The sequence below is a fragment of the Pseudomonas sp. 910_21 genome (assembly GCF_052850735.1).
This window is the reverse complement of record NZ_VXCY01000006.1, coordinates 154,033-172,860: the sequence shown is the minus strand read 5'-3', so window position 1 is coordinate 172,860 and position 18,828 is coordinate 154,033. Positions and strand designations below refer to the sequence as shown.

The window sequence follows — 18,828 nt, the reverse complement described above, 5'->3', positions numbered from 1 at the left end:
GACTCGAGGGCCTCTTCGCCGGCAAGCCGGCTCCTACGGTGGTGCAGTGCGGGGCGGGGTGGGGCGTCAGGCGAGGGTTTCGCGCAGGCGGTGCCAGAGCATGCCCAGGGCCAGCAACGGGGCGCGCAGGGCCGGGCCGCCTGGGAAGGTCATGTGGGGCACAGCGCTGAACACATCCAGGCCATGGCTGTGGCCGGCATGGATGGCTTCGGCCAGCAGCCGTGCGGTCCAGTGGGTGACATTCAGGCCGTGACCGGAATAGCCCTGGGCGTAATACACGTTGGGGTACTGGCGCAGGCGCCCCACCTGGGGGAAACGATTGGCGGTGATGCCAATCTTGCCGCCCCACTGGAAGTCGATGGCCACCTCCTGCAGTTGCGGGAAGACCTTGAGCATCTTGGGCCGCATATAGCCGGCGATATCCGCAGGATCACGTCCTGAATAGTGGCAGGCACCGCCGAACAGCAGGCGTCGATCCGCCGTCAGCCGGTAGTAGTCCAGGCCCACTTTCTGGTCGCACAGCGCCAGGTTCTGCGGGATCAACTGTGTCGCCAGCGCCTCAGGCAATGGCTCGGTGGTGATGATGTAGCTGCCGGCGGGCAGCACCTTGCCGCTCAGGCGTGGTTCCAGTTCATCCAGGTGGGCGTTGCAGCCCAGTACCAGACTCCCGGCGCGCACGGTGCCTGTGGCGCAACGCACCTGGACCCGGTTGCCATGCACCAGTTCCAGCACCGGGCTCTGTTCGAAGATCTTCACCCCCAGGGAGGCCGCCACCCGCGCTTCCCCCAGCACCAGCTTGAGTGGATGCAGGTGCCCCGAGCCCATGTCCACCAAGCCCCCGGCATACACCGGGGAGCCCACCACCTGATGCATGTCCTGGGGAGCCACCAGGCGGGTAGGGTGGCGGTAGCCCAGACCCACCAGACTGTCCTGCTCGGCCTGGAACGCGGCGAACTGGGCCGGGGTGTTGGCCAGCTCGCAGAAGCCCCAGCGCAGGTCGCAATCGATGCCGTGCTCGGCGATGCGCTGGCGCACCACGTCCACCGACTCGATCCCCGCATGCTCGAGGTATTTCACCCCTTCCTTGCCGACGTAGCGGGCAAAGCCGCTGACGTCGTGGCCAATGCCGCGGATCAGCTGGCCGCCGTTGCGCCCACTGGCGCCCCAGCCGATGCGCCGGCCCTCCAGGAGGATCACCGACAGCCCGCGCTGGGCCAGTTCGATGGCGGTGTTGACCCCGGTGAAACCGCCGCCGATGACACAGACGTCGGCGCTCAGGTCACCGTCCAGGGACGGGTAGCCGGGCAGGCTGCCGGCCGAGGCCGCGTAGTAGGAGCGGGCGTGCCCGTTAGCAATGCCCGAAAGGTTTGGCTGAATCATTTGTTGGACTTCACTTTGCTCCAGGAGCGGGTCATCAAGCGCATGATGGCCGGCGACTGGGTGGTGGAAATGTACAGTTTGTCGAGAACGTCCTGAGGCGGGTACACCTCGGGATTGTTCACCAGCTCGGCGTCCATGTACGGCTGGGACGCCGGGTTGGGGTTGGCATAGCCGACATAGGCGCTGACTTTGGCGATCACTTGCGGGTCCAGCAGGTAATTGATGAAAGCATGAGCCTCCTTGACGTTGCCGGCATCGGCGGGAATCGCCAGCAGGTCGAACCACAGGTTGCTGCCTTCCTTGGGAATGGCGTAGGCGATGTTCACCCCGTTCTTGGCTTCCTTGGCCCGGTTGGCGGCCTGGAACACGTCCCCGGAGTAGCCGAAGGCGATGCAGATATCACCGTTGGCCAGGTCCGAGACGTACTTGGAGGAGTGGAAGTAGGTGATGTAGGGGCGCAGGGTCAGCAGCTTGGCCTCGGCTTTCTTGTAGTCCTCGGGGTTTTCGCTGCGCGGGTCCAGGCCCAGGTAGTTGAGCACCGCCGGAAACACCTCATCCGGCGAGTCCATCATCGACACCCCGCACTGCTGGAGTTTCTTCAGGTTCGCAGGCTCCAGCAGCACCGCCCAGGAGTCGATGCGCTCGATGCCCAGCACCTGCTTGACCTTGTCGACGTTGTAGCCGATGCCGTTGGTGCCCCACAGGTAGGGCACCGAGTACTGGTTGCCGGGGTCGTTCTGCTCCAGCAGGGCCAGCAGCTTGGGGTCCAGGTTCTTCCAGTTGGGCAACTGCGAGCGGTCCAGCTTGAGGAACGCGCCGGCCTTCACCTGGCGCGCGAGGAAATGGTTGGATGGCACCACCACGTCGTAGCCGGTGCGACCGGCCAGCAACTTGCCCTCCAGGGTTTCATTGGAGTCGAAGACGTCATAGATCACCTTGACCCCGGTTTGCCCCTGGAAGTCGGCGAGGGTGGTCTGGCCGATGTAATCGGTCCAGTTGTACACGCTGACACTGGGTTGGGCCTGGACGGCGGTGCTGCACAAGACCGCCAGTGCGGCCGGGATCACTGCTTGCAAAAGACGCATGTCGACACCTCTTCGGGTTGTTTTTGTTGATTGCAGACTGCGGGCAAATCAGACGCTGAGCAGCAGGAACTCACGCTCCCAGGAACTGATCACGCGCTTGAAGTTTTCGTGTTCGGCCCGCTTGACCGCCACATAGCCACGGACGAATTTGCGCCCCAGGTAGTGCTCGATGGTCGGGCAATCCTCCATGTGCGCCAGGGCGTCTTCGATGGTGATCGGCAGGCGCAGGTTGCGCCGTTCATAGGCCCGGCCTTCCACCGCGGCGCTGGGCTCGATGCCCTCGACCATGCCCAGGTAGCCGCACAGCAGGCTGGCGGCAATCGCCAGGTAAGGGTTGGCATCGGCGCCGGGCAGGCGGTTTTCCACGCGCATGGCATCGGGGCTGGCGGTGGGCACACGCAGGCCGACGGTGCGGTTTTCCTCGCCCCATTCGACGTTCACCGGGGCCGAGGTGTCCGGCAGGAAGCGGCGGAACGAGTTGACGTTGGGGGCGAACATCGGCAGCACCTTGGGGATGTACTTCTGCAGACCGCCGATGTGGTGCAGGAACAGCTGGCTCTTCTGGCCATCGGCGTCGACGAAGATCGGCTTGCCGGTGGCTATGTCCACCACGCTCTGGTGCAGGTGCATGGCGCTGCCGGGCTCGTCGGCAATCGGCTTGGCCATGAAAGTGGCGGTGACGTTGTGCTTGAGCGCCGCCTCACGCAGGGTGCGCTTGAACACGGTGATCTGGTCCGCCAGGTCGAGGGCGTCGCCGTGGCGGAAGTTGATCTCCATCTGCGCCGGGCCGTCTTCGTGGATCAGCGTGTCCAGGTCCAGGCCCTGGGCTTCGCACCAGTCATAGACATCTTCGAACAGCGGGTCGAACTCGTTGGCGGCATCGATGGAGAACGACTGGCGGCCGCTTTCCGCCCGTCCCGAACGGCCCAGGGGCGCCTTGAGCGGCAGGTCCGGGTCTTCGCAGCGCTGGGTCAGGTAGAACTCCATTTCCGGGGCGACGATCGGCTGCCAGCCCTTGTCGGTGTACAGCTGCAGCACTTTTTTCAGCACGTTGCGCGGCGACAGCTCGATGGGGTTGCCGAACTTGTCGAAGGTGTCGTGGATGACGATGGCCGTGGGCTCGATGGCCCAGGGCACCAGGTAGATCGATGACGAGTCGGGGCGGCAGATCATGTCGATGTCCGCCGGGTCCAGCAGTTCGTAGTACAGGTCGTCGTCGACAAAATCCCCGGTTACCGTTTGCAGCAGGACACTTTCCGGCAGGCGCATGCCGCGCTCATGCAGGAACTTGTTGGTGGGCGCGATCTTGCCGCGGGCAATGCCGGTCAGGTCGCTGACCACGCACTCTACTTCGGTAATCTTGTGATCTTTCAGCCAGGAGGAAAGCTGATCGAAAGGGGCGTTCATAAAGACCTCGATGATTGGTTTTGTCTGCACCGAGGTGAGCGGGAGTATCCCGGCAAGGCTTCCCCTGCGGCGCATTGGCGACTATCTTGGGCGAGCCTTGTTGTTCCATCTATCCACTTTAAGCAGCACCAAAGCGCACCAAAAGAGTGCGCAAGGTCCCCCGATGACAGCGTCCAATCCGCTTCAGGTTCAAGCCTTCAACACCTTCGATGTCGCCGATCAGATCCGTGCCACCCCGGGTTGGGTCCAGCACTACCAGCAGATGTCCCCCGGGCATTTCAACGGCCTGGTGCGTTATCTCGACCTGCAGGGCGTAGAGATCTACGAGGAATGCATGAACACCCGGGTCGAGCAGAACTTCAGCGCCCCTCAAGGCGCCCTGGCGTTCTGTTTCGATCGCAGTGACAACGCCCTGTACCTGCTCAATGGCGAGAGCCGCAATATCTGGATCACCCCGGAGAACTACCAGGAAGTGGCGGTGGTATTCGGCCCCGAGTTCGTCCAGCGCCAGGGCCTGGGGGTGGAGCGCCTGGACGGTCTGTTCATGGCGCCGCTGACCAACCAGCAGAATGCCCTGTTCTGCCGCTGGCTGAGTTCCACCTTGACCCGTCTGTCCCAGACTCTCGACCCACCCAGCCGCGAAGCCCTGACCCAGCAACTGCTGGACGACTGCCTGTACATCCTCGACAACGCCTGCGTGCGCCTGGACCCGGGCGGCCTGCAACGGCGCAACGAGGAGCGGGGCATCATGCAGCGAGTGGCGCAATGGGCCGCCGATGTGCCCGAAGAAACCCTCAACCTGCTGGAGCTGTCCCAGGTGGCCGGGGTCTCGCTGCGCCAGTTGCAGAGTGCATTCAAGGCCTTTACCGGCATGGCCCCCAGCCAATGGCTACGCCTGCGCCGGCTCAACAGCGCCCACCGGGAACTGCTCAGTCGCGGCCCCGGCGAAACCACCGTGGCCGAGGTGGCGATGCACTGGTCGTTCTGGCACCTGGGACGGTTCTCCAACAGTTATCGGGCGCTGTTCAAGGAGTTGCCCAGCGAGACCCTGAAACGTCGCCCGAGCTGATCGGCACCACTGGTCGTAGACGCTGGCTTGCCAGCGAGGAAGGCTGCACACCTCAATGCAGCCTTCGCCGGCAAGCCGGCTCCTGCAGGGCGCTGGGCGGCCGATTCGCGAAAGCGCCGGCAGCGCTCTATTCTCGCTGTGAGCTGTCTCCCTGGGGCGTGCAATGATTGAAACCATCGACCTGACCAACGCCGCTGCAGCCCTGGGGATCGGCATGCTGGTGGGCCTGGAGCGCGAGCGACGCAAAGGGCAGGGGCCTCAGCGTGGCAGCGCCGGGCTGCGTACGTTTGCGATCACCGCGTTATTGGGGTTCATCAGCCAGAGGGTGGGCGGCCCTTTGTTGCTGGCCACGCTGGCCATTGCCGTGGCCGCGCTGGTGACCGTGGCCTATTGGCGCAACGAGGAGGAAGACCCTGGGGTCACCAGTGAAGTGGCGCTGCTGGCGGTGCTGGTCCTCGGGGCCTTGTGTGGTTCGGCCCCGGAGCTGGCGCTGGCCATCGCAGTCGTCATGACCGCCTTGCTCGCCTGTCGACAGCCACTCCATCACTTTGTGCGCAGTCAGTTGAGCGACCGGGAAATCGCCGATGGCCTGACGCTGCTGGTGGCGGCGCTGGTGATTCTGCCCCTGGCGCCGGATCGGTTCATCGGCCCCTACGGCGCCTTCAACCTGCGCACCATAGGCACCCTGACCGTGCTGTTGATGGCGGTGGGCGCCTTGGGGCATGTGGCGGTACGCACCCTGGGCACGCATTACGGTTATGCCCTCAGTGCCGTGGCGTCGGGGTTCGTCTCCAGCACCTTGACCATTGCCTCCATGGGCCAGCGGGTCGCCACCGCGCCGCAGCAGGTCCGGACACTCGGCGCCGCAGCGATTCTCTCCAACCTGGCCACGGTGACGCAGATCGGCCTGATCCTGGCGACGATCGATAGCGCGTTGCTGCAGAACATGTGGCTGCCCCTGTTGCTGGGGGGCGCGAGCACGGCGCTGTATGCCACCTGCCTGATGTTTCCCCGCACGGCTCCTGGCAGCACCGAACCGGTCACCGACAAGGGCGCGTTCAATCCCAAGCTGGCCTTGATCGTGGCCCTGACCATGAGCACCATCACTTTCGCGTCCTCGGTCATGCTCAACTATTTCGGGCAGTTGGGGGTGATGTTGACCGCAGTGATAGGCGGTTTTGCCGATGCCCATGCGTCCACGGCGTCCATTGCTTCGCTGGTCAAGTCCGGGCAATTGCCCGGCTCGGCGATCGGCAGTGCGGTGATGCTGGCCGTCAGCAGCAACGCGCTCAGCAAGTGCGTGCTGGCGGCCATCAGTGGTGGGCGGCGCTTTGCCCTTTGCGTCATACCCGGGCAGGTGCTGTTGACCCTGGCGATGTGGGGCGGTGTCTGGCTGCAGTAACCAGACACTGGAAAAAACGCGACGACTGACAAAGATCAACTCGCCCCTGGCCGGAGCGCGCAGTCTTGAATCCCCCTTGTGGTTTTTTCAAGCGCCAGTGCCGAGGTGAACCATGTCGCAAACACCGCGTTTACTCCTGATCGCGCCCCAGCAGATGCAGCGCACCCCGGCTTTCGAACGCACCGCGCAATTGGCCAAGGCCTTGCAACTGCCGGTGCACATCGTCGCCCTGGATCATTTTCAGGCCCTGACGCTGGCGGGGCTGTTCGACAGCAGCCAGGCCGAGCAATTGCAGGCGGCCTATCTGCAACAGCACCGGCAATGGCTGGAACAACAGGCGCAACCGATGCGCGAGCAGGGCCTGCAGGTGACCTGCGAGGCACTGTGGGTCAGCCAGCCGTATCAGGAGATCCAGCTGTTCGCCAATGAAATGCCCCTGGCCCTGATCATCAAGGATGCCCATGCCGAGTCGGCGATGCGACGGATCTTCTATACCCCGCTGGACTGGCAGCTCTTGCGCGACAGCATTTTGCCGGTGCATCTGGTGACCGAAGCCCGGCACCCGCGGCCACGGCGGGTGCTGGCGATCATCGATGTGCTGCGCAGCGAAGTGCAGGACTTGCAGTTCAACGATCAGATTGTCGATGCGGCGGTGAAACTGGCCGAGCAGTGCGACGCCGAGCTGGACCTGCTGCATGTGTATGACTGGGTGGCGGTCTACGCCAAGGACACCGGAGTTGGCGCACTGTCTCTGGCCAGCGGCATGTATGAAGCCCTGGGCGCGGCGCAACACGAAGTTTATCGCGCGCTGGCGGAACGCCACGGCGTGCCCCCGGAACGCAGTCACTTCATTGAAGGCATGCCGCTGCAGCAAATCTGCCGCTTCGCCGAGGAGCATCAGAGCGACGTGATTGTCATGGGCACCACCCAGCACCGTGGTGTGCACAAGCGCCTGGGCAGCACCGCCGAGCACCTGCTGTTGCAGGCCCCCTGCAGTATCTGGGCGGTCAAGCCACCGCGCGAACCCCAACTGTGACGTTCGACCGGCCACGTCGGCCATGGGACGGCGTGGCAGCTCGGGTCACAGCAACAGGCGGTGCACCACCTGATGGGCATCGTCGGGATCGGTACGGGTGTTGAAGCCCAAGGCAGCGGCCAGTTCACGCATCGGCTGGTTGCTGGCGCTGTCCACCGAATACATCTGCTGAAAACCATGCTGACGGGCTGCGCGAATCAGGTGGGTCATCAGCAATGAACCCAGGCCCAGATGTTGCCATTCATCGGCGACAGTGACCGCGCATTCGCATTCATCGCCGGCAGTGACGGCATAACGGCTGACGCCGATTTCAATCAATTTGCCGTTTTCATGCACCAGGGCAATGTACGCCAGGCGCTGTTCGCCATCGACGCTCATCAACTGGTTGAGCATGGAGGTATCGGGCTCCTTGATCTGGGCCAGAAAACGCATATGCCGAGAGTCCGCGGACAGACGCTTGATGAAATCGTATTCGCGCTGCCGATCCTGTTCCGCCAGGGGTCTTATCAGCACGTGGCGGCCATCATCAAGGGCTTCGATCCAGTGCTGACCGGACTCGGCGCCATAGGCTGCGGCGGCCTGCTCATTGTGTTCTTTGATGCTGAACATGGGGTGATCCTCCAGGGATGATCAAGCGTGGCCCGCGACCCGGGGCCGAGTGGTTCCTATCCTTTACGCCTGTTGCAGGGGGGAGGATCTGATCTGGATCAGACGCGACCAAGAGGCCCGGACTTTCATTGCCAGCGCGGCATTAACCCGACGCTTTGTGATTTTTATCAAGCCGGCGCCCCAAACGCTGGGCATCATCGAGGCATCGGCTGGGGTTGCCCTGGCCGTTGTCCAGCGCGCCGCCCGGGAGGTGCCCATGCCCACACTGCATCGCGTATTACTGATTGCACCGACAGCCCTGTCCCGCAGCCCGGCATTCGATCGTGCAATCGCGTTGGCCCGGGCCTTGGGCGCCAGTTTGCACATCGTCGCCTTTGACTTCATCGAGGTGCTGGAGGTGGCTGGGCTGTTCGATCATCAGGCCATGGCCCAGGCCCGGGAAGGCTACCTGCAGGTGCATCGGGACTGGCTGGAACAACAAGCCTGCTTCGAACGGGCCAACGGCTTGCAGGTGAGCACCGAGGTACTGTGGGCCAAGGCCCGCTTGCAGGACATTCTCGACTATGTGGCCGACTACCACCCGGATCTGGTGATCAAGGACGCCCAACCGGTGCCTATCCTGCGGCGCATCTTCTACCAGCCCCTGGACTGGTTGCTGCTCCGCGAGCTGCGCCAGCCGCTGCACCTGGTGACTGACAGCCGGCACCCCTTGCCGTTGAAGGTGTTGGCCGCTCTGGACCTGTCCCACTTGGAATACCTGACCCAGTGCTTGAACCAACGCATTCTCGAGATGACCGCGACCCTGGCCAAACACTGTGGTGCCCGGGTGCACTTGCTGAATGTGGTGGATTGGGCCACGGAAAACGCCACCGGCTTGCCCATCTACAGCCCTGACAGCAGCGCCAGCTTGCGCGACGCGGTGAATGACGCGCAGCAGGAAGCGTTCGAGACCCTGGCCGAGCGCTACGCCATTGCCCCGGAGCACTGTCATCGCCTGGAAGGTGTGCCGCATCAGGTCATCGCACGCTTTGCTGCCGACAACGATTTCGACCTGATGGTCCTCGGGCGTGTACATCGCCGGGGCTTGCAACGCTATATCGGCACCAGCGCCGAGCAACTGCTGTATCACACACCCTGCAGCCTGATGCTGGTGGAGCCTCAGGAGTGAAATCGGACAATGAGCCAGGGCACTGCCCGGCAGCCAGGAGATGACGATGCGCATCAGTTTTCTCGGTGCCGCCGGCACTGTCACCGGCAGCAAATACCTGTTGCAGCACGAGGGCCGGCATGTGCTGGTTGACTGCGGGCTGTTCCAGGGCTACAAGCAACTGCGCCAGCACAACTGGGAGGCCTTTGGCCTGCCACTGCGTGAACTGGATGCCATTGTCCTGACCCATGCCCACCTTGATCACAGCGGTTACCTGCCGGTGCTGGTGCGCAACGGTTATCGCGGGCCGGTGTATGCCACGGCGGCTACCTGCGAGTTGGCGAAGATTCTGCTGCGCGACAGCGGTCGCCTGCAGGAAGAGGAGGCGGCCTATGCCAATCGTCATGGCTATTCCAAGCATTCCCCGGCATTACCGCTGTATACCGAGCGCGATGCCGAACAGGCCCTGAAACTTCTGCACCCGTTGCAACTGCAGCATCGAGTGGAGGTGGTGCCGGGGATGCACATTCAATTGCGCGGTGCCGGGCATATTCTCGGCGCCGCCACGGTCCAGGTGGATGCCGCAGGCATGACACTGGCGTTCTCCGGCGACCTGGGACGCATGCAGGACCCGGTGATGTTCGCCCCGCAAAGCATCGAACAGGCCGACTACCTGCTGGTGGAGTCGACCTATGGCGATCGCCTGCATCCCCGGGACGACCCCGAGCAGCAACTGGCCGATGTCATCAACCGCACCGCCCAGCGTGGCGGCATCACCCTGGTGCCGTCCTTTGCCGTGGGCCGCGCGCAGTTACTGATGTATCACCTGTATCGCTTGCGCCAGCGCCAGGCGATTCCCGACCTGCCCATCTACCTCAACAGCCCGATGGCCACAGATACCACCCATCTGTACCAGCGCTTTCGCAGTGACCACCGGCTGTCCCGGGAAGAGTGCGAAGGCATGTGCCATGTCGCGCACATCGTGCGCAGCACCCAGGAATCCATGGCCCTGGACTCGCTCAAGACCCCGGCTGTGATCATCGCCGCCAGCGGCATGGCCACCGGCGGTCGGGTGCTGTACCACCTCAAGGTACTGGCGCCCGATCCGGCCAACAGCCTGTTGATTCCCGGGTTCCAGGCCGGCGGCACCCGTGGTGCGCAGATCATCGCCGGCGCCGAGTCGGTGCGTATCCATGGCCGGGAAGTGCCGATCCGCGCCGAGGTCACGGCCATGCAGAGCCTCTCGGCCCATGCCGATGCCGACGAGATCATGCAATGGCTGCGAGGCTTCAAGCGTGCGCCGAAACACACGTATGTGGTCCACGGCGAGGCCAACGCCGCCGATACCCTGCGCCGGCGCATCAGCCTGGAACTGGGCTGGTCGGTGTCGGTACCGGAATACCGGGACAGCGTGGAGTTGCAGCCTTGAGGGGCGGGGGGGCTATTCCCTGGCGGCGTTATGACAACCCGCTACCCGCTGCTTCAGGCCTTCCAGGTCGAGGATCTGGACCTGCTTGCCGTTGATGGTCACCAAGCCCTGATCCCGCAGATGGGCGATGCCCCGGCAAATGGTTTCCAGGCGCAGGCCCAGGTAGGAGCCGATCTCCTCGCGGCGCATCCGCAGGACAAAGGCTCGCGACGAATAGCCCCGCAGGCTCAGGCGTTGCGACAGGTTGAGCAGAAAGGCCGCCAGGCGCTCGTCGGCGTTCATGTTGCCCATCTGCAGCAACATGCTGTGATCACGCACGATCTCCCGGCTGAGGATCTTGTTCAGGTTGTGTTGCAGCGAAGGCAGGGCCTGGGACAGCTGTTCCAGTTGGGCAAAGGGAATCGGGCATACCTCGCCATCCTCCAGGGCAAAGGCGCTGCAGGCGTGCTGGTTGCTGCTGATGGCATCCAGCCCGAGAATCTCCCCGGCCATCTGAAACCCGGTGACTTGCTCACGGCCGTCCACCGACAGCACGCTGGTCTTGAAGAACCCCAGGCGCACCGCGTACAGCGAGTGCAAGGGGGTGCCGGCGTGATACAGCGCGTGGCCTTTCTTTACCCTTACCCGTTGCAGGATCAAGGTGTCCAGGCGTTCCACCTCGTGGTGGCTGAGGCCGATGGGCAAACACAACTCCAGAACGCTGCAATTTGAACAGGCAGCTTTGAGGTACTGCACCTGGATAGGGCGTGTCTCGAATGGCGGCATGGGGGGCTCGCTGCAGTTGAGTCGGCTCAGGCCAGAGGAGGAGGGCGAGCCTGGTGATTGAATGTAGACCGATGCGGCCCGGGGAGCACGGTTAAACGGTTTTAACATTCGCCGGTGGCGACTGACGCTGATCCGGAGCGAGCAAGAGAAGGGGATGGCAATACGCCATAAAGCATTTAAAGTGAGCGCCCCTCTCCCATGTTCAAGGATTGACGATGCGCAGGACTGGATTCTGGACCCGTTGCCAAACGACTTTGCTGACAAGCTGCCTGCTTAGCCTGCCATTGGCGGTACTAAGCCTTGAGACTCAGGCAGCGGAGCCTGATTTCATCACCCTGGTGATCGAGAACGAAGGCGACTATCCCATCACCTTCGAGCCGCCTTTCAACGTCAATTCCTCGGACTTCGAGCGCAAGTACCCGGTCGATGTGCCCAAGTACGCCACCGTCAAGGGCCTGGAGTCGGGGCCGGTGGTGATCGGCGCGCGCCAGCAGGGGATGCTGGTGATGGCCTTGAGCAAGCCGATGTTCAACTTCCTCGATATCTTCAGCAAGGACTGGGGCTTCAACCTCAAGTTCTGTCAGGAGCGTGGGGCCTGCGACGAAGCCCGACTCAGCGGGACCATCCGCTCCACCACCAGCTTCAACTGGAACCAGTCGAAAAACTTCAGCCAAGCGCAAGTCAGCAACATGACCAACGACGAGCTGGACGCCTATGCCAAGACCAAGAGCCTGGTCTCGGGCATTCTGACCGCCCTGGGCAGCGTCCTCGGCCTGCCGTTCGGAGCCGGCGGCATGATCGGTGGCCTGCCGGACGTGCAGAACTTCAAGGTGACCCTGAAGCAGCAGTGCAACGCACGCTTCTCGATGAACCTGGAGCCCTCGCTGGCGCCCAACGGCGATTTTCTCGTCGACTTGCGGGTCAACCGTGTGCTGCCCAGCGACATGACCAACTTCAACGGTTTTGTCATCGACGACAGCGCCGTGGTCGGCAAGGGTCTGCGCTTGATGGACAACGGCTGCCGCGACGGCCGGCAAGCCCAGTGCCTGATCAGGTTCAACGGCGGCACCGACATGAAGAACCTCAACACCACCGAGTTCGCCGTCACCGATCGCGCCGGTTGCCAGGCTGGTGACAAGCTGGCCTATTCCCAGGGCGCGTTCATGCTCAGCAACAAGGTCGGTTTCCCGGTGCTCTACACACTGTTCATCAAGGACCGCATCGTCGACAAAGGCGAAGTCTGGCCCGACCAGAACAAGGACCTGCGCCAGTTGGTGGGCCAGGTCATGGCCACCGTCGGCGACCAGGAATGCCCGCAGGCCCAGGACCCCTGGATGGGTGGGCGACGCATGGGGGTCTGCCCACTGCGCCTGGAAGTCCAGGGTGACGGCGGCCCGGGGCTCAAGGGCAGCCTGCGTTGCAGCCTGTCCATGCGTCAGGGCACCGTGGGCGATCCCAATGCCGACTACATGAACCTCTACAGCCTGACCGGCTGCACCCCGGCCATGCCGGCGTCCATCAGCCCGGTGGCCGGTTTCTACCAGATGGATATCAAGCGTCTGGTGCCCCTCAGTGGCATGCACAAGATGATTTCCATCGACCTGATCAAGCCGCAGCAGCAGTAAGGCCTGCGGGCATAGGCCGCAGGGAAACGCAAACCAGCACAAGGACGTAAGCAGATGTCGGTAACACAGGCCTTTACCGCCCCGGGCGGGCACGATGCGGCGCTCACCCAACGCGCCGACGACCTCCTGGAGCGTTGGCCTGTGGCCAAGCTGATCTATCGCATGATTACCGCGACGCCCTTGGGCTGGTCGACCCGAATTGGGCTCTATGGTCAGTGGGGCAGCGGCAAGACCAGTGTGCTGAATTTTCTGCAGCAGATTGCCGAGGAGGCAGATGACATCGTTGTACGTTTTCCTGCGTGGCAGGCCACAGGGGAGGAGGGGTTCATTGCTCAGTTCTATCTGCAACTGACTGCAGTGTTGGAGCACGAGGGGTTGGCTGAACCCTTGCGGCCCTGGTTGAAGCGCTTGAGCAAAAAGGTCACGGACACCCTGAACAAAGTGTCGAATTGCGCTGCGCAGGTGACGCTTCCCGACTCCGTCGAGTGCGCCCCGGTGATCAGTGCCGCAGCCCATGTCTCGGGCGTGGCCTTTGACAAACTCAGTGGCATGTTGCAGCTGGATGCAGAAGACCTTAACGCGCTGCATCAACAACTGGGAAAGAGGCGGGTGATTGTCTTTATCGACGACCTCGACCGGGCCGATCCGAAGGCCCTCCCGCAGACGTTACTGGCCTTGCGAGAGCTGCTCGACTGGCCGGACTTCGTGTTTGTCCTGGCCTTCGACAAGGAGGTGGTCAGCCGGGCGCTGCACAGCTACTCCGCAGCCTTTGGCGAATCTGCCCAGCATTTTCTCGACAAGATCATCGACGTGCCCTTCACCTTGCCGGCGCCGACGCCCAAGCAGGTGCAGAGAATGGTGGCGAAGAATCTGCAGGACAGCTGTGGGTTCCTGCCGCCCCTGGCCATTGAGCAGTGCGCCCAGTGGTTTCCCGGTAATCCGCGCTATGCCAAGCGCATCTGCCGCAGCCTGTCGGTCTTCGGCGCGGCGCACGATCGACACGAAAAGGATGAGCTGGATTGGCGCGGGATTATCCTGCAGACCCTGTTGCGCGAGAGCGAGCCGGGCATGGCGGAGTATTTCATGCAGAATTTCCAGGAGATCATCAGTGCGTTCAGGCCACCGATGTTGGCTTCGCCCAAAGAAGAGGCGTGCAACCGGCACCGGCAGGCCGCGCTGGCCATGACGCCTCATGCCGCCAACAGCCCTCAAGGCACCTGGGCGCTGGGGCTGTTTGAGGAGGTGACCAAAGCCCGGATCGATAGCCACTCGTGGCTGGAAAAAATCAACTACGAGATGAGCCTGGCGGTGCTTGTACCGGCCTTTACCTTTCCTGGTCTCAAGCAGTTCTTCAACACCTGGCGTGAGCACAGAACTGCGCGGATTATTCATTAATTCATCGAAGGGGCAGTGGAAAGAAGTGGCGAAGCTGAATCGGCCGTGGCTGCGAGCATGCTCAAGGCGGTCAATATTCTCTATACCCAATTGTCCAGGGAGGCGGTCTCGAGTTACTCGCGCGACGGCTTTGAACGCGCCTCTGGAAAGCGTGTTGAGCTGCTGGAACTGATGGCGCTCTTGTATGGCGGCGAGCTGGGAGGTGAGCTGGCCGTTGTCGGTCGTGAACCTGAGACCTGTGTGATGGCGATCCGCACCTTCTTTGACTTCTCGACCCAGGATGACACCGCGCTTGATCGCGACCAGCGCCGACGTGAACGGGCGCTGGCCCGCGACATTGCCCGGCGTTGCAACGACCCTACGGTGATTTATCGTCAGGCCCAGGAGTTGCAGAACTACCTGACTCACAGCCGGCAGGACCCGGAACTGCGAATGGCTTATCTGCAGGACATAAGCCAGTCAGTGATACCGGAGCTCATCAGTCGCGCCCTGGAGCTTTTCTTCACCCCCGACGGCATCGCCAACGCTTATCTCACGGGGGAGTCGAAGTACCTCTGGGTCCTGAACGCCATGACTTCCCCGTTGTATCAAACACCGGATGCAGTACAGCAACTGGAGCGACTCATGCGGCGCCCGAGAGACCCTGGGCAGCAGGCGGTAGTGGCCGAAAACGCAATGAGCTACCTGGGCAACTTCGGGCTGGAGCAGGACGCGCTCTTCCCGCCGATACTCCAGTACTCGGCGCCGATTCACGCCGGATACATTGAGTTGGCCTGGGAAGCGCTGATGCGGGTTGAGCCAAGAATACAGACGCTGGTCTACCTGGAGGAGCTGCACCAGCGCCTGGTGCGTGCCGGCGTGGCAGTGGAGCTGCTGCCGCTGCCCGAGTGGTGGAATGGCCGGGAAGGCGACATTCGGCACCCACTGCAAGGCTTGTGATCCGCAGCTTTTGATCAGCTTTGTTTACCTGCTGTTATCCCATCACGTCACGGTGTTCCTGGCGCAACGCTGCGAGCGAGCCTTTCACTGCCTTGGACGCTGGAGCATGTTTCCCGGCTTTTCAGTGATTAACACGCCCGGACCTCAGGCTTAAGCTCAATCTATCGCCCGGCCCCACAGGGCGAACGGATCACTGACGAGCACAGCGCAAGGTTCAAGCATGAAAAAACTGGAAAAGAAAATCGCCCTGGTGACCGGCTCCTCCAAGGGCATCGGCGCCGAGATTGCCCGGCAACTGGCCGCAGAGGGAGCCACGGTCATCGTCAACTACACCCGCAGCCAGGTCGACGCCGACCGGCTGGTGACGCAGATCGTCGAGGAGGGCGGCAGGGCCTTTGCGGTCCAGGCCGATGTGTCCAATGGCCTTGAGGTCAAGACGCTGTTCAAGACCATCGGTCATCAGTACGGCCACCTCGATATCCTGGTGAACAATGCCGGGGTCTATTCCACCGGGGCCCTGGCCGAGGTCACCGAAGAAGCCTTCCACCGGCACTTCAACTTGAACGTGCTGGGCCTGATTCTCTGCTCCCAGGCCGCCCTTGAATACTTCAACCCGGCCGGGGGCAGCATCGTCAACATCAGTTCCAGCGTCACTTCGTTTACCCCGGCCAACTCCACGGTCTACACCGCGTCCAAAGGGGCGGTGGACGCCATTACCCGCACCCTGGCCAATGAACTGGGGGCCAGGAAGATCCGGGTCAACTCGGTGAACCCGGGGCTGGTGGAGACCGAGGGGGTGCACGCCAGTGGTTTCTTCGCCGACGAGTTCCGCAGCCAGATCGAGTCCATCACCCCACTGGGACGCATTGGCGCTCCCCGGGACATCGCGCCGGCGGTGGCCTTCCTGGCCTCGGACGATGCCGGCTGGATCACCGGCGAGACCCTGATCATCGGCGGCGGTTTGCGCTAGAGGGTTTGCTGGGCGCGCTGATAGTGCCGCGGCGCTTCACTCATGATCCGCTTGAACGCGGTACTGAAAGCGCTTTCCGACTCGTAGCCCAGGGCGAAGGCGATGCTGGAGATGCTGTCCTCGCTATTGCGCAAGCGGTCACTGGCCAACAGCATCCGCCAGCGCGTCAGGTACTCCATGGGGGCGACCCCGACAATGGTTTTGAAGCGCTGGGCGAAGGCCGAGCGCGACATGTTGGCCAGGCGCGCCAGCTCTTCCACGCTCCAGCGCCGTGCCGGCTCGCCATGCAGGGCGCTGATCGCGGCACTCAAATGACGGTCGGCCAGGCCGGCGAACCACCCTGTGCCTTCACTGTCGAGGGTGCTCAGGTGCGCCCGCAGCACTTCGACCAGCATGATGTGGGCCAGGTGTTCGGTCATTAGCGAGCGCCCCGGCTTGAGCTGGTGCAGCTCCGAGGTAAAGCGCTCCAGCGCCCAGCGCAGGACTGAGGCCTGGGCGCAAACGCCAGTCAGGTGGACCAGGGAGGGCAGGGTGCTGAGCAAGACCTGGGCCGGCACCCCGGTGAACTCGAAGCGACCGCCCACCAGCTGGGTTTCCTGGCCGCCATAGTCGAGGCGGATCTCATCCTCGGCGATGCGCTGGAAGTACTGCTCGGAATCGAGTGGAACCTGGGTCATGTCGCTGTAGAGGGCAAAGGGCGCGCCCCGGGTCATCAGGAAACAATCGCCTTGTTGCAAGCGTTGTGGCTGTTGTTCGCCCTCAACCCATAACCAGCCGCCGCCCTGAACCACGGTGGTGAACTTGATCCCGGCATTCTCGGGAAAGCTGAACGCCCAATCGCCCGCCAACTTCAAAGTTGCAGAGTGATAGTTGCGAACTCGCAATAAGGAAAGAACACCCGACAGTGGGTCCATGGATAAGCCTTTTTAAATATTGAGAAGCAGGAGGGAACTCTAACATCGAGATTGTTGTGCTGGATATATAAACCTTATCTCGATGGGCATCGGCAATATGACCTTAAATCTTTAACTTGTAGAGGTATGATATGACTATCTTATTTGATCCTGTATACGGCCCGTTGATTAACGGCGTATTTGAAAACAACGACAATGCTCCCGTTCCCGCCCTCGATCCGGCCACGGGCCAATGCCTGGCGTACATCCATTACTGCAACGCGGCCGATGTAGATCATGCGGTTGACGCCGCCCAGGCAGCCTTTGCCGGCTGGAAGGCCCTAGGGCAGCAGGAGCGGGGCCGGTTGATCAATGCCCTGGCCGACGCGGTGGAGGCCGACAGCGAGCGTCTGGCGCGGATCGATGCCCAGGATGTCGGGCGCTGCATCAGTGAAGTGCGCAAGGACTATCAAACCGCCGTGCGTCACTACCGCTACTTTGCTGCGGTGATCATGGCCCATGAGGACTATGGCCGGGAGATCGTCGGTGGCTATGCCCTGGGCAAACGCGAGCCTCTGGGCGTGTGCGGGCAGATCATTCCGTGGAACGCGCCGGCCATCATGGCCGCGTTCAAGCTGGCGCCGGCCCTGGCGGCAGGCAACACCGTGGTCCTCAAGCCCGATGAGAACGCGTCCCTGTCGACCCTGGAACTGGGCAAGCATATTGCGCGGATTTTCCCCGCTGGGGTGGTCAACATTGTTCCTGGCCTCGGCGAAGTGGTGGGCGCCGCCCTGAGTGTCCATCCGCTGGTGCGCAAACTGTCGTTCACCGGTAGCACCGAGGTGGGAAGAATCGTTGCCGGGGTGGCTGCCGAGCGCCTGGTGCCGGCCACCCTGGAGCTGGGGGGCAAGAGCGCGAATATTGTGTTTGCCGATGTCGAAGATCTCGACGCCGTGGTGGACAATGCCACCTTCGCCGCCATTCACAACAATGGCCAGTCGTGCCTGGCCGGCACCCGGCTGTTTGTCCATGCGGATATTTTCGAGAGCTTCAAGGACAAACTGATCGAGTCGTTCCAGCGGGTCAGGGTCGGTGCGCCCCTGGAGGAAGACTCCCGCGTCAGTTGCCTGGTCTCCGCCAATCAGGGCCGCAAGGTCCTGGCATACATCGATGCAGGCATCGCAGAGGGGGCCACGCTACTGGTGGGTGGTTCTCGGGTCGATGTAGCCGGTTGTGAGGCTGGCTACTTCATCCAGCCCACGGTGTTGCTTGCCCGCAATCACATGCGCATCTGCCAGGAAGAAATTTTTGGCCCGGTGCTGTCGCTGATCCAGTGGAGCGATTACGAGGAGATGATCGCCCAGGCCAACGACACCGAGTACGGCCTGGCTGCGGGGATCTACACCAGCAACCTGAAGCACGCCATGCACACCGCCAACCGCCTGCAAGCCGGCTCGGTCTGGATCAACCGCTACTCCAACATCAGTGACGGCACCGCCTTTGGCGGCTACAAGAACAGCGGTATTGGCCGTGAGTTCTGTCGTGAAACCCTGAATGCCTACACCCAGATCAAGACCATCACGATCCAGGCTGAAGTGCCGGCGCCCTGGTTTGCACCGCGCTAGCTCTCAGCTGTTTTCGGAACGCCTGAAGATAATCTTTTCAGGGCGAATGGTG

At 62.6% G+C, this 18,828-nt stretch carries 16 protein-coding genes; 10 read left to right on the top strand and 6 right to left on the bottom strand.

Features of this window, described 5'->3' with window-relative positions; genetic code table 11:
* Positions 1-66 precede the first annotated feature (66 nt).
* Genes FW796_RS20220 through FW796_RS20210 form a run of 3 tightly spaced genes read right to left on the bottom strand, consistent with a single transcriptional unit; the run spans position 67 to position 3,872 of the window.
* Complete coding sequence (locus tag FW796_RS20220) at positions 67-1,380, bottom strand: NAD(P)/FAD-dependent oxidoreductase (protein WP_446439894.1); 1,314 nt, start codon at positions 1,378-1,380, stop codon at positions 67-69.
* A complete protein-coding gene (locus tag FW796_RS20215) occupies positions 1,377-2,465 on the bottom strand; it encodes a polyamine ABC transporter substrate-binding protein (RefSeq protein WP_317073221.1) in 1,089 nt (362 codons plus the stop codon). Before FW796_RS20215 ends, FW796_RS20220 begins: the two co-directional genes overlap by 4 nt.
* Before the next feature lie 48 nt (positions 2,466-2,513).
* Positions 2,514-3,872: a glutamine synthetase family protein gene (locus tag FW796_RS20210; protein ID WP_346632940.1), complete on the bottom strand. Its 1,359-nt coding sequence runs from the start codon at positions 3,870-3,872 to the stop codon at positions 2,514-2,516.
* A 163-nt stretch (positions 3,873-4,035) separates the two neighbouring features.
* On the opposite strand from FW796_RS20210, the gene FW796_RS20205 reads away from it, so the two are divergent.
* From FW796_RS20205 to FW796_RS20195, 3 genes are all read left to right on the top strand, one after another.
* On the top strand, positions 4,036-4,941 hold the full coding sequence (locus tag FW796_RS20205) for a helix-turn-helix domain-containing protein (protein ID WP_446439893.1): 906 nt from the start codon (positions 4,036-4,038) through the stop codon (positions 4,939-4,941).
* Positions 4,942-5,104: 163 nt separating this feature from the next.
* The gene (locus FW796_RS20200; RefSeq protein WP_446439892.1) at positions 5,105-6,343 is read left to right on the top strand and encodes an MgtC/SapB family protein; all 1,239 of its coding nucleotides are present in this window, start codon (positions 5,105-5,107) and stop codon (positions 6,341-6,343) included.
* Between the two features lie 112 nt (positions 6,344-6,455).
* Complete coding sequence (locus FW796_RS20195) at positions 6,456-7,379, top strand: universal stress protein (RefSeq protein WP_446439891.1); 924 nt, start codon at positions 6,456-6,458, stop codon at positions 7,377-7,379.
* Between the two features lie 45 nt (positions 7,380-7,424).
* On the opposite strand, the gene FW796_RS20190 is transcribed toward FW796_RS20195, so the two are convergent.
* Positions 7,425-7,988: an N-acetyltransferase family protein gene (locus FW796_RS20190; protein WP_446439890.1), complete on the bottom strand. Its 564-nt coding sequence runs from the start codon at positions 7,986-7,988 to the stop codon at positions 7,425-7,427.
* 256 nt (positions 7,989-8,244) lie between these two features.
* Here FW796_RS20190 and FW796_RS20185 point away from each other — a divergent pair, with 256 nt between their 5' ends.
* Together FW796_RS20185 and FW796_RS20180 are read left to right on the top strand one after the other, a co-directional pair.
* Positions 8,245-9,156 carry a universal stress protein gene (locus tag FW796_RS20185; protein ID WP_446439889.1) on the top strand — a complete coding sequence of 304 codons (912 nt, stop codon included), beginning with the start codon at positions 8,245-8,247 and terminating at the stop codon, positions 9,154-9,156.
* Between the two features lie 46 nt (positions 9,157-9,202).
* Entirely contained in the window at positions 9,203-10,564 is a 1,362-nt protein-coding gene (locus FW796_RS20180; RefSeq protein WP_446439888.1) for an MBL fold metallo-hydrolase RNA specificity domain-containing protein, read from the top strand.
* Between the two features lie 12 nt (positions 10,565-10,576).
* On the opposite strand, the gene fnr is transcribed toward FW796_RS20180, so the two are convergent.
* Positions 10,577-11,329 carry a fumarate/nitrate reduction transcriptional regulator Fnr gene (gene fnr, locus FW796_RS20175; RefSeq protein WP_446439887.1) on the bottom strand — a complete coding sequence of 251 codons (753 nt, stop codon included), beginning with the start codon at positions 11,327-11,329 and terminating at the stop codon, positions 10,577-10,579.
* A 215-nt stretch (positions 11,330-11,544) separates the two neighbouring features.
* Between fnr and FW796_RS20170 the strand changes: the two genes are divergently transcribed.
* The 4 genes from FW796_RS20170 to FW796_RS20155 all read left to right on the top strand — a co-directional run bounded on the left by FW796_RS20170 (position 11,545) and on the right by FW796_RS20155 (position 16,258).
* Positions 11,545-12,954 (top strand): hypothetical protein, encoded by a 1,410-nt coding sequence (locus tag FW796_RS20170; RefSeq protein WP_446439886.1) that lies wholly within the window; start codon positions 11,545-11,547, stop codon positions 12,952-12,954.
* 141 nt (positions 12,955-13,095) lie between these two features.
* A complete protein-coding gene (locus tag FW796_RS20165) occupies positions 13,096-14,349 on the top strand; it encodes a KAP family P-loop NTPase fold protein (RefSeq protein ID WP_446439885.1) in 1,254 nt (417 codons plus the stop codon).
* A 15-nt stretch (positions 14,350-14,364) separates the two neighbouring features.
* Positions 14,365-15,288 carry a hypothetical protein gene (locus FW796_RS20160; protein ID WP_446439884.1) on the top strand — a complete coding sequence of 308 codons (924 nt, stop codon included), beginning with the start codon at positions 14,365-14,367 and terminating at the stop codon, positions 15,286-15,288.
* A gap of 220 nt (positions 15,289-15,508) precedes the next feature.
* Positions 15,509-16,258, top strand: a complete 750-nt coding sequence (locus tag FW796_RS20155; RefSeq protein ID WP_446439883.1) for an SDR family NAD(P)-dependent oxidoreductase — start codon at positions 15,509-15,511, stop codon at positions 16,256-16,258.
* Here the strand turns inward: FW796_RS20155 and FW796_RS20150 are convergent.
* The gene (locus FW796_RS20150) at positions 16,255-17,172 is read right to left on the bottom strand and encodes an AraC family transcriptional regulator (RefSeq protein ID WP_346632945.1); all 918 of its coding nucleotides are present in this window, start codon (positions 17,170-17,172) and stop codon (positions 16,255-16,257) included. The two genes, FW796_RS20155 and FW796_RS20150, sit on opposite strands and share 4 nt — an antisense overlap.
* Positions 17,173-17,303: 131 nt before the next feature.
* On the opposite strand from FW796_RS20150, the gene FW796_RS20145 reads away from it, so the two are divergent.
* A complete protein-coding gene (locus tag FW796_RS20145; RefSeq protein ID WP_446439882.1) occupies positions 17,304-18,776 on the top strand; it encodes an aldehyde dehydrogenase family protein in 1,473 nt (490 codons plus the stop codon).
* Positions 18,777-18,828: the final 52 nt, after the last annotated feature.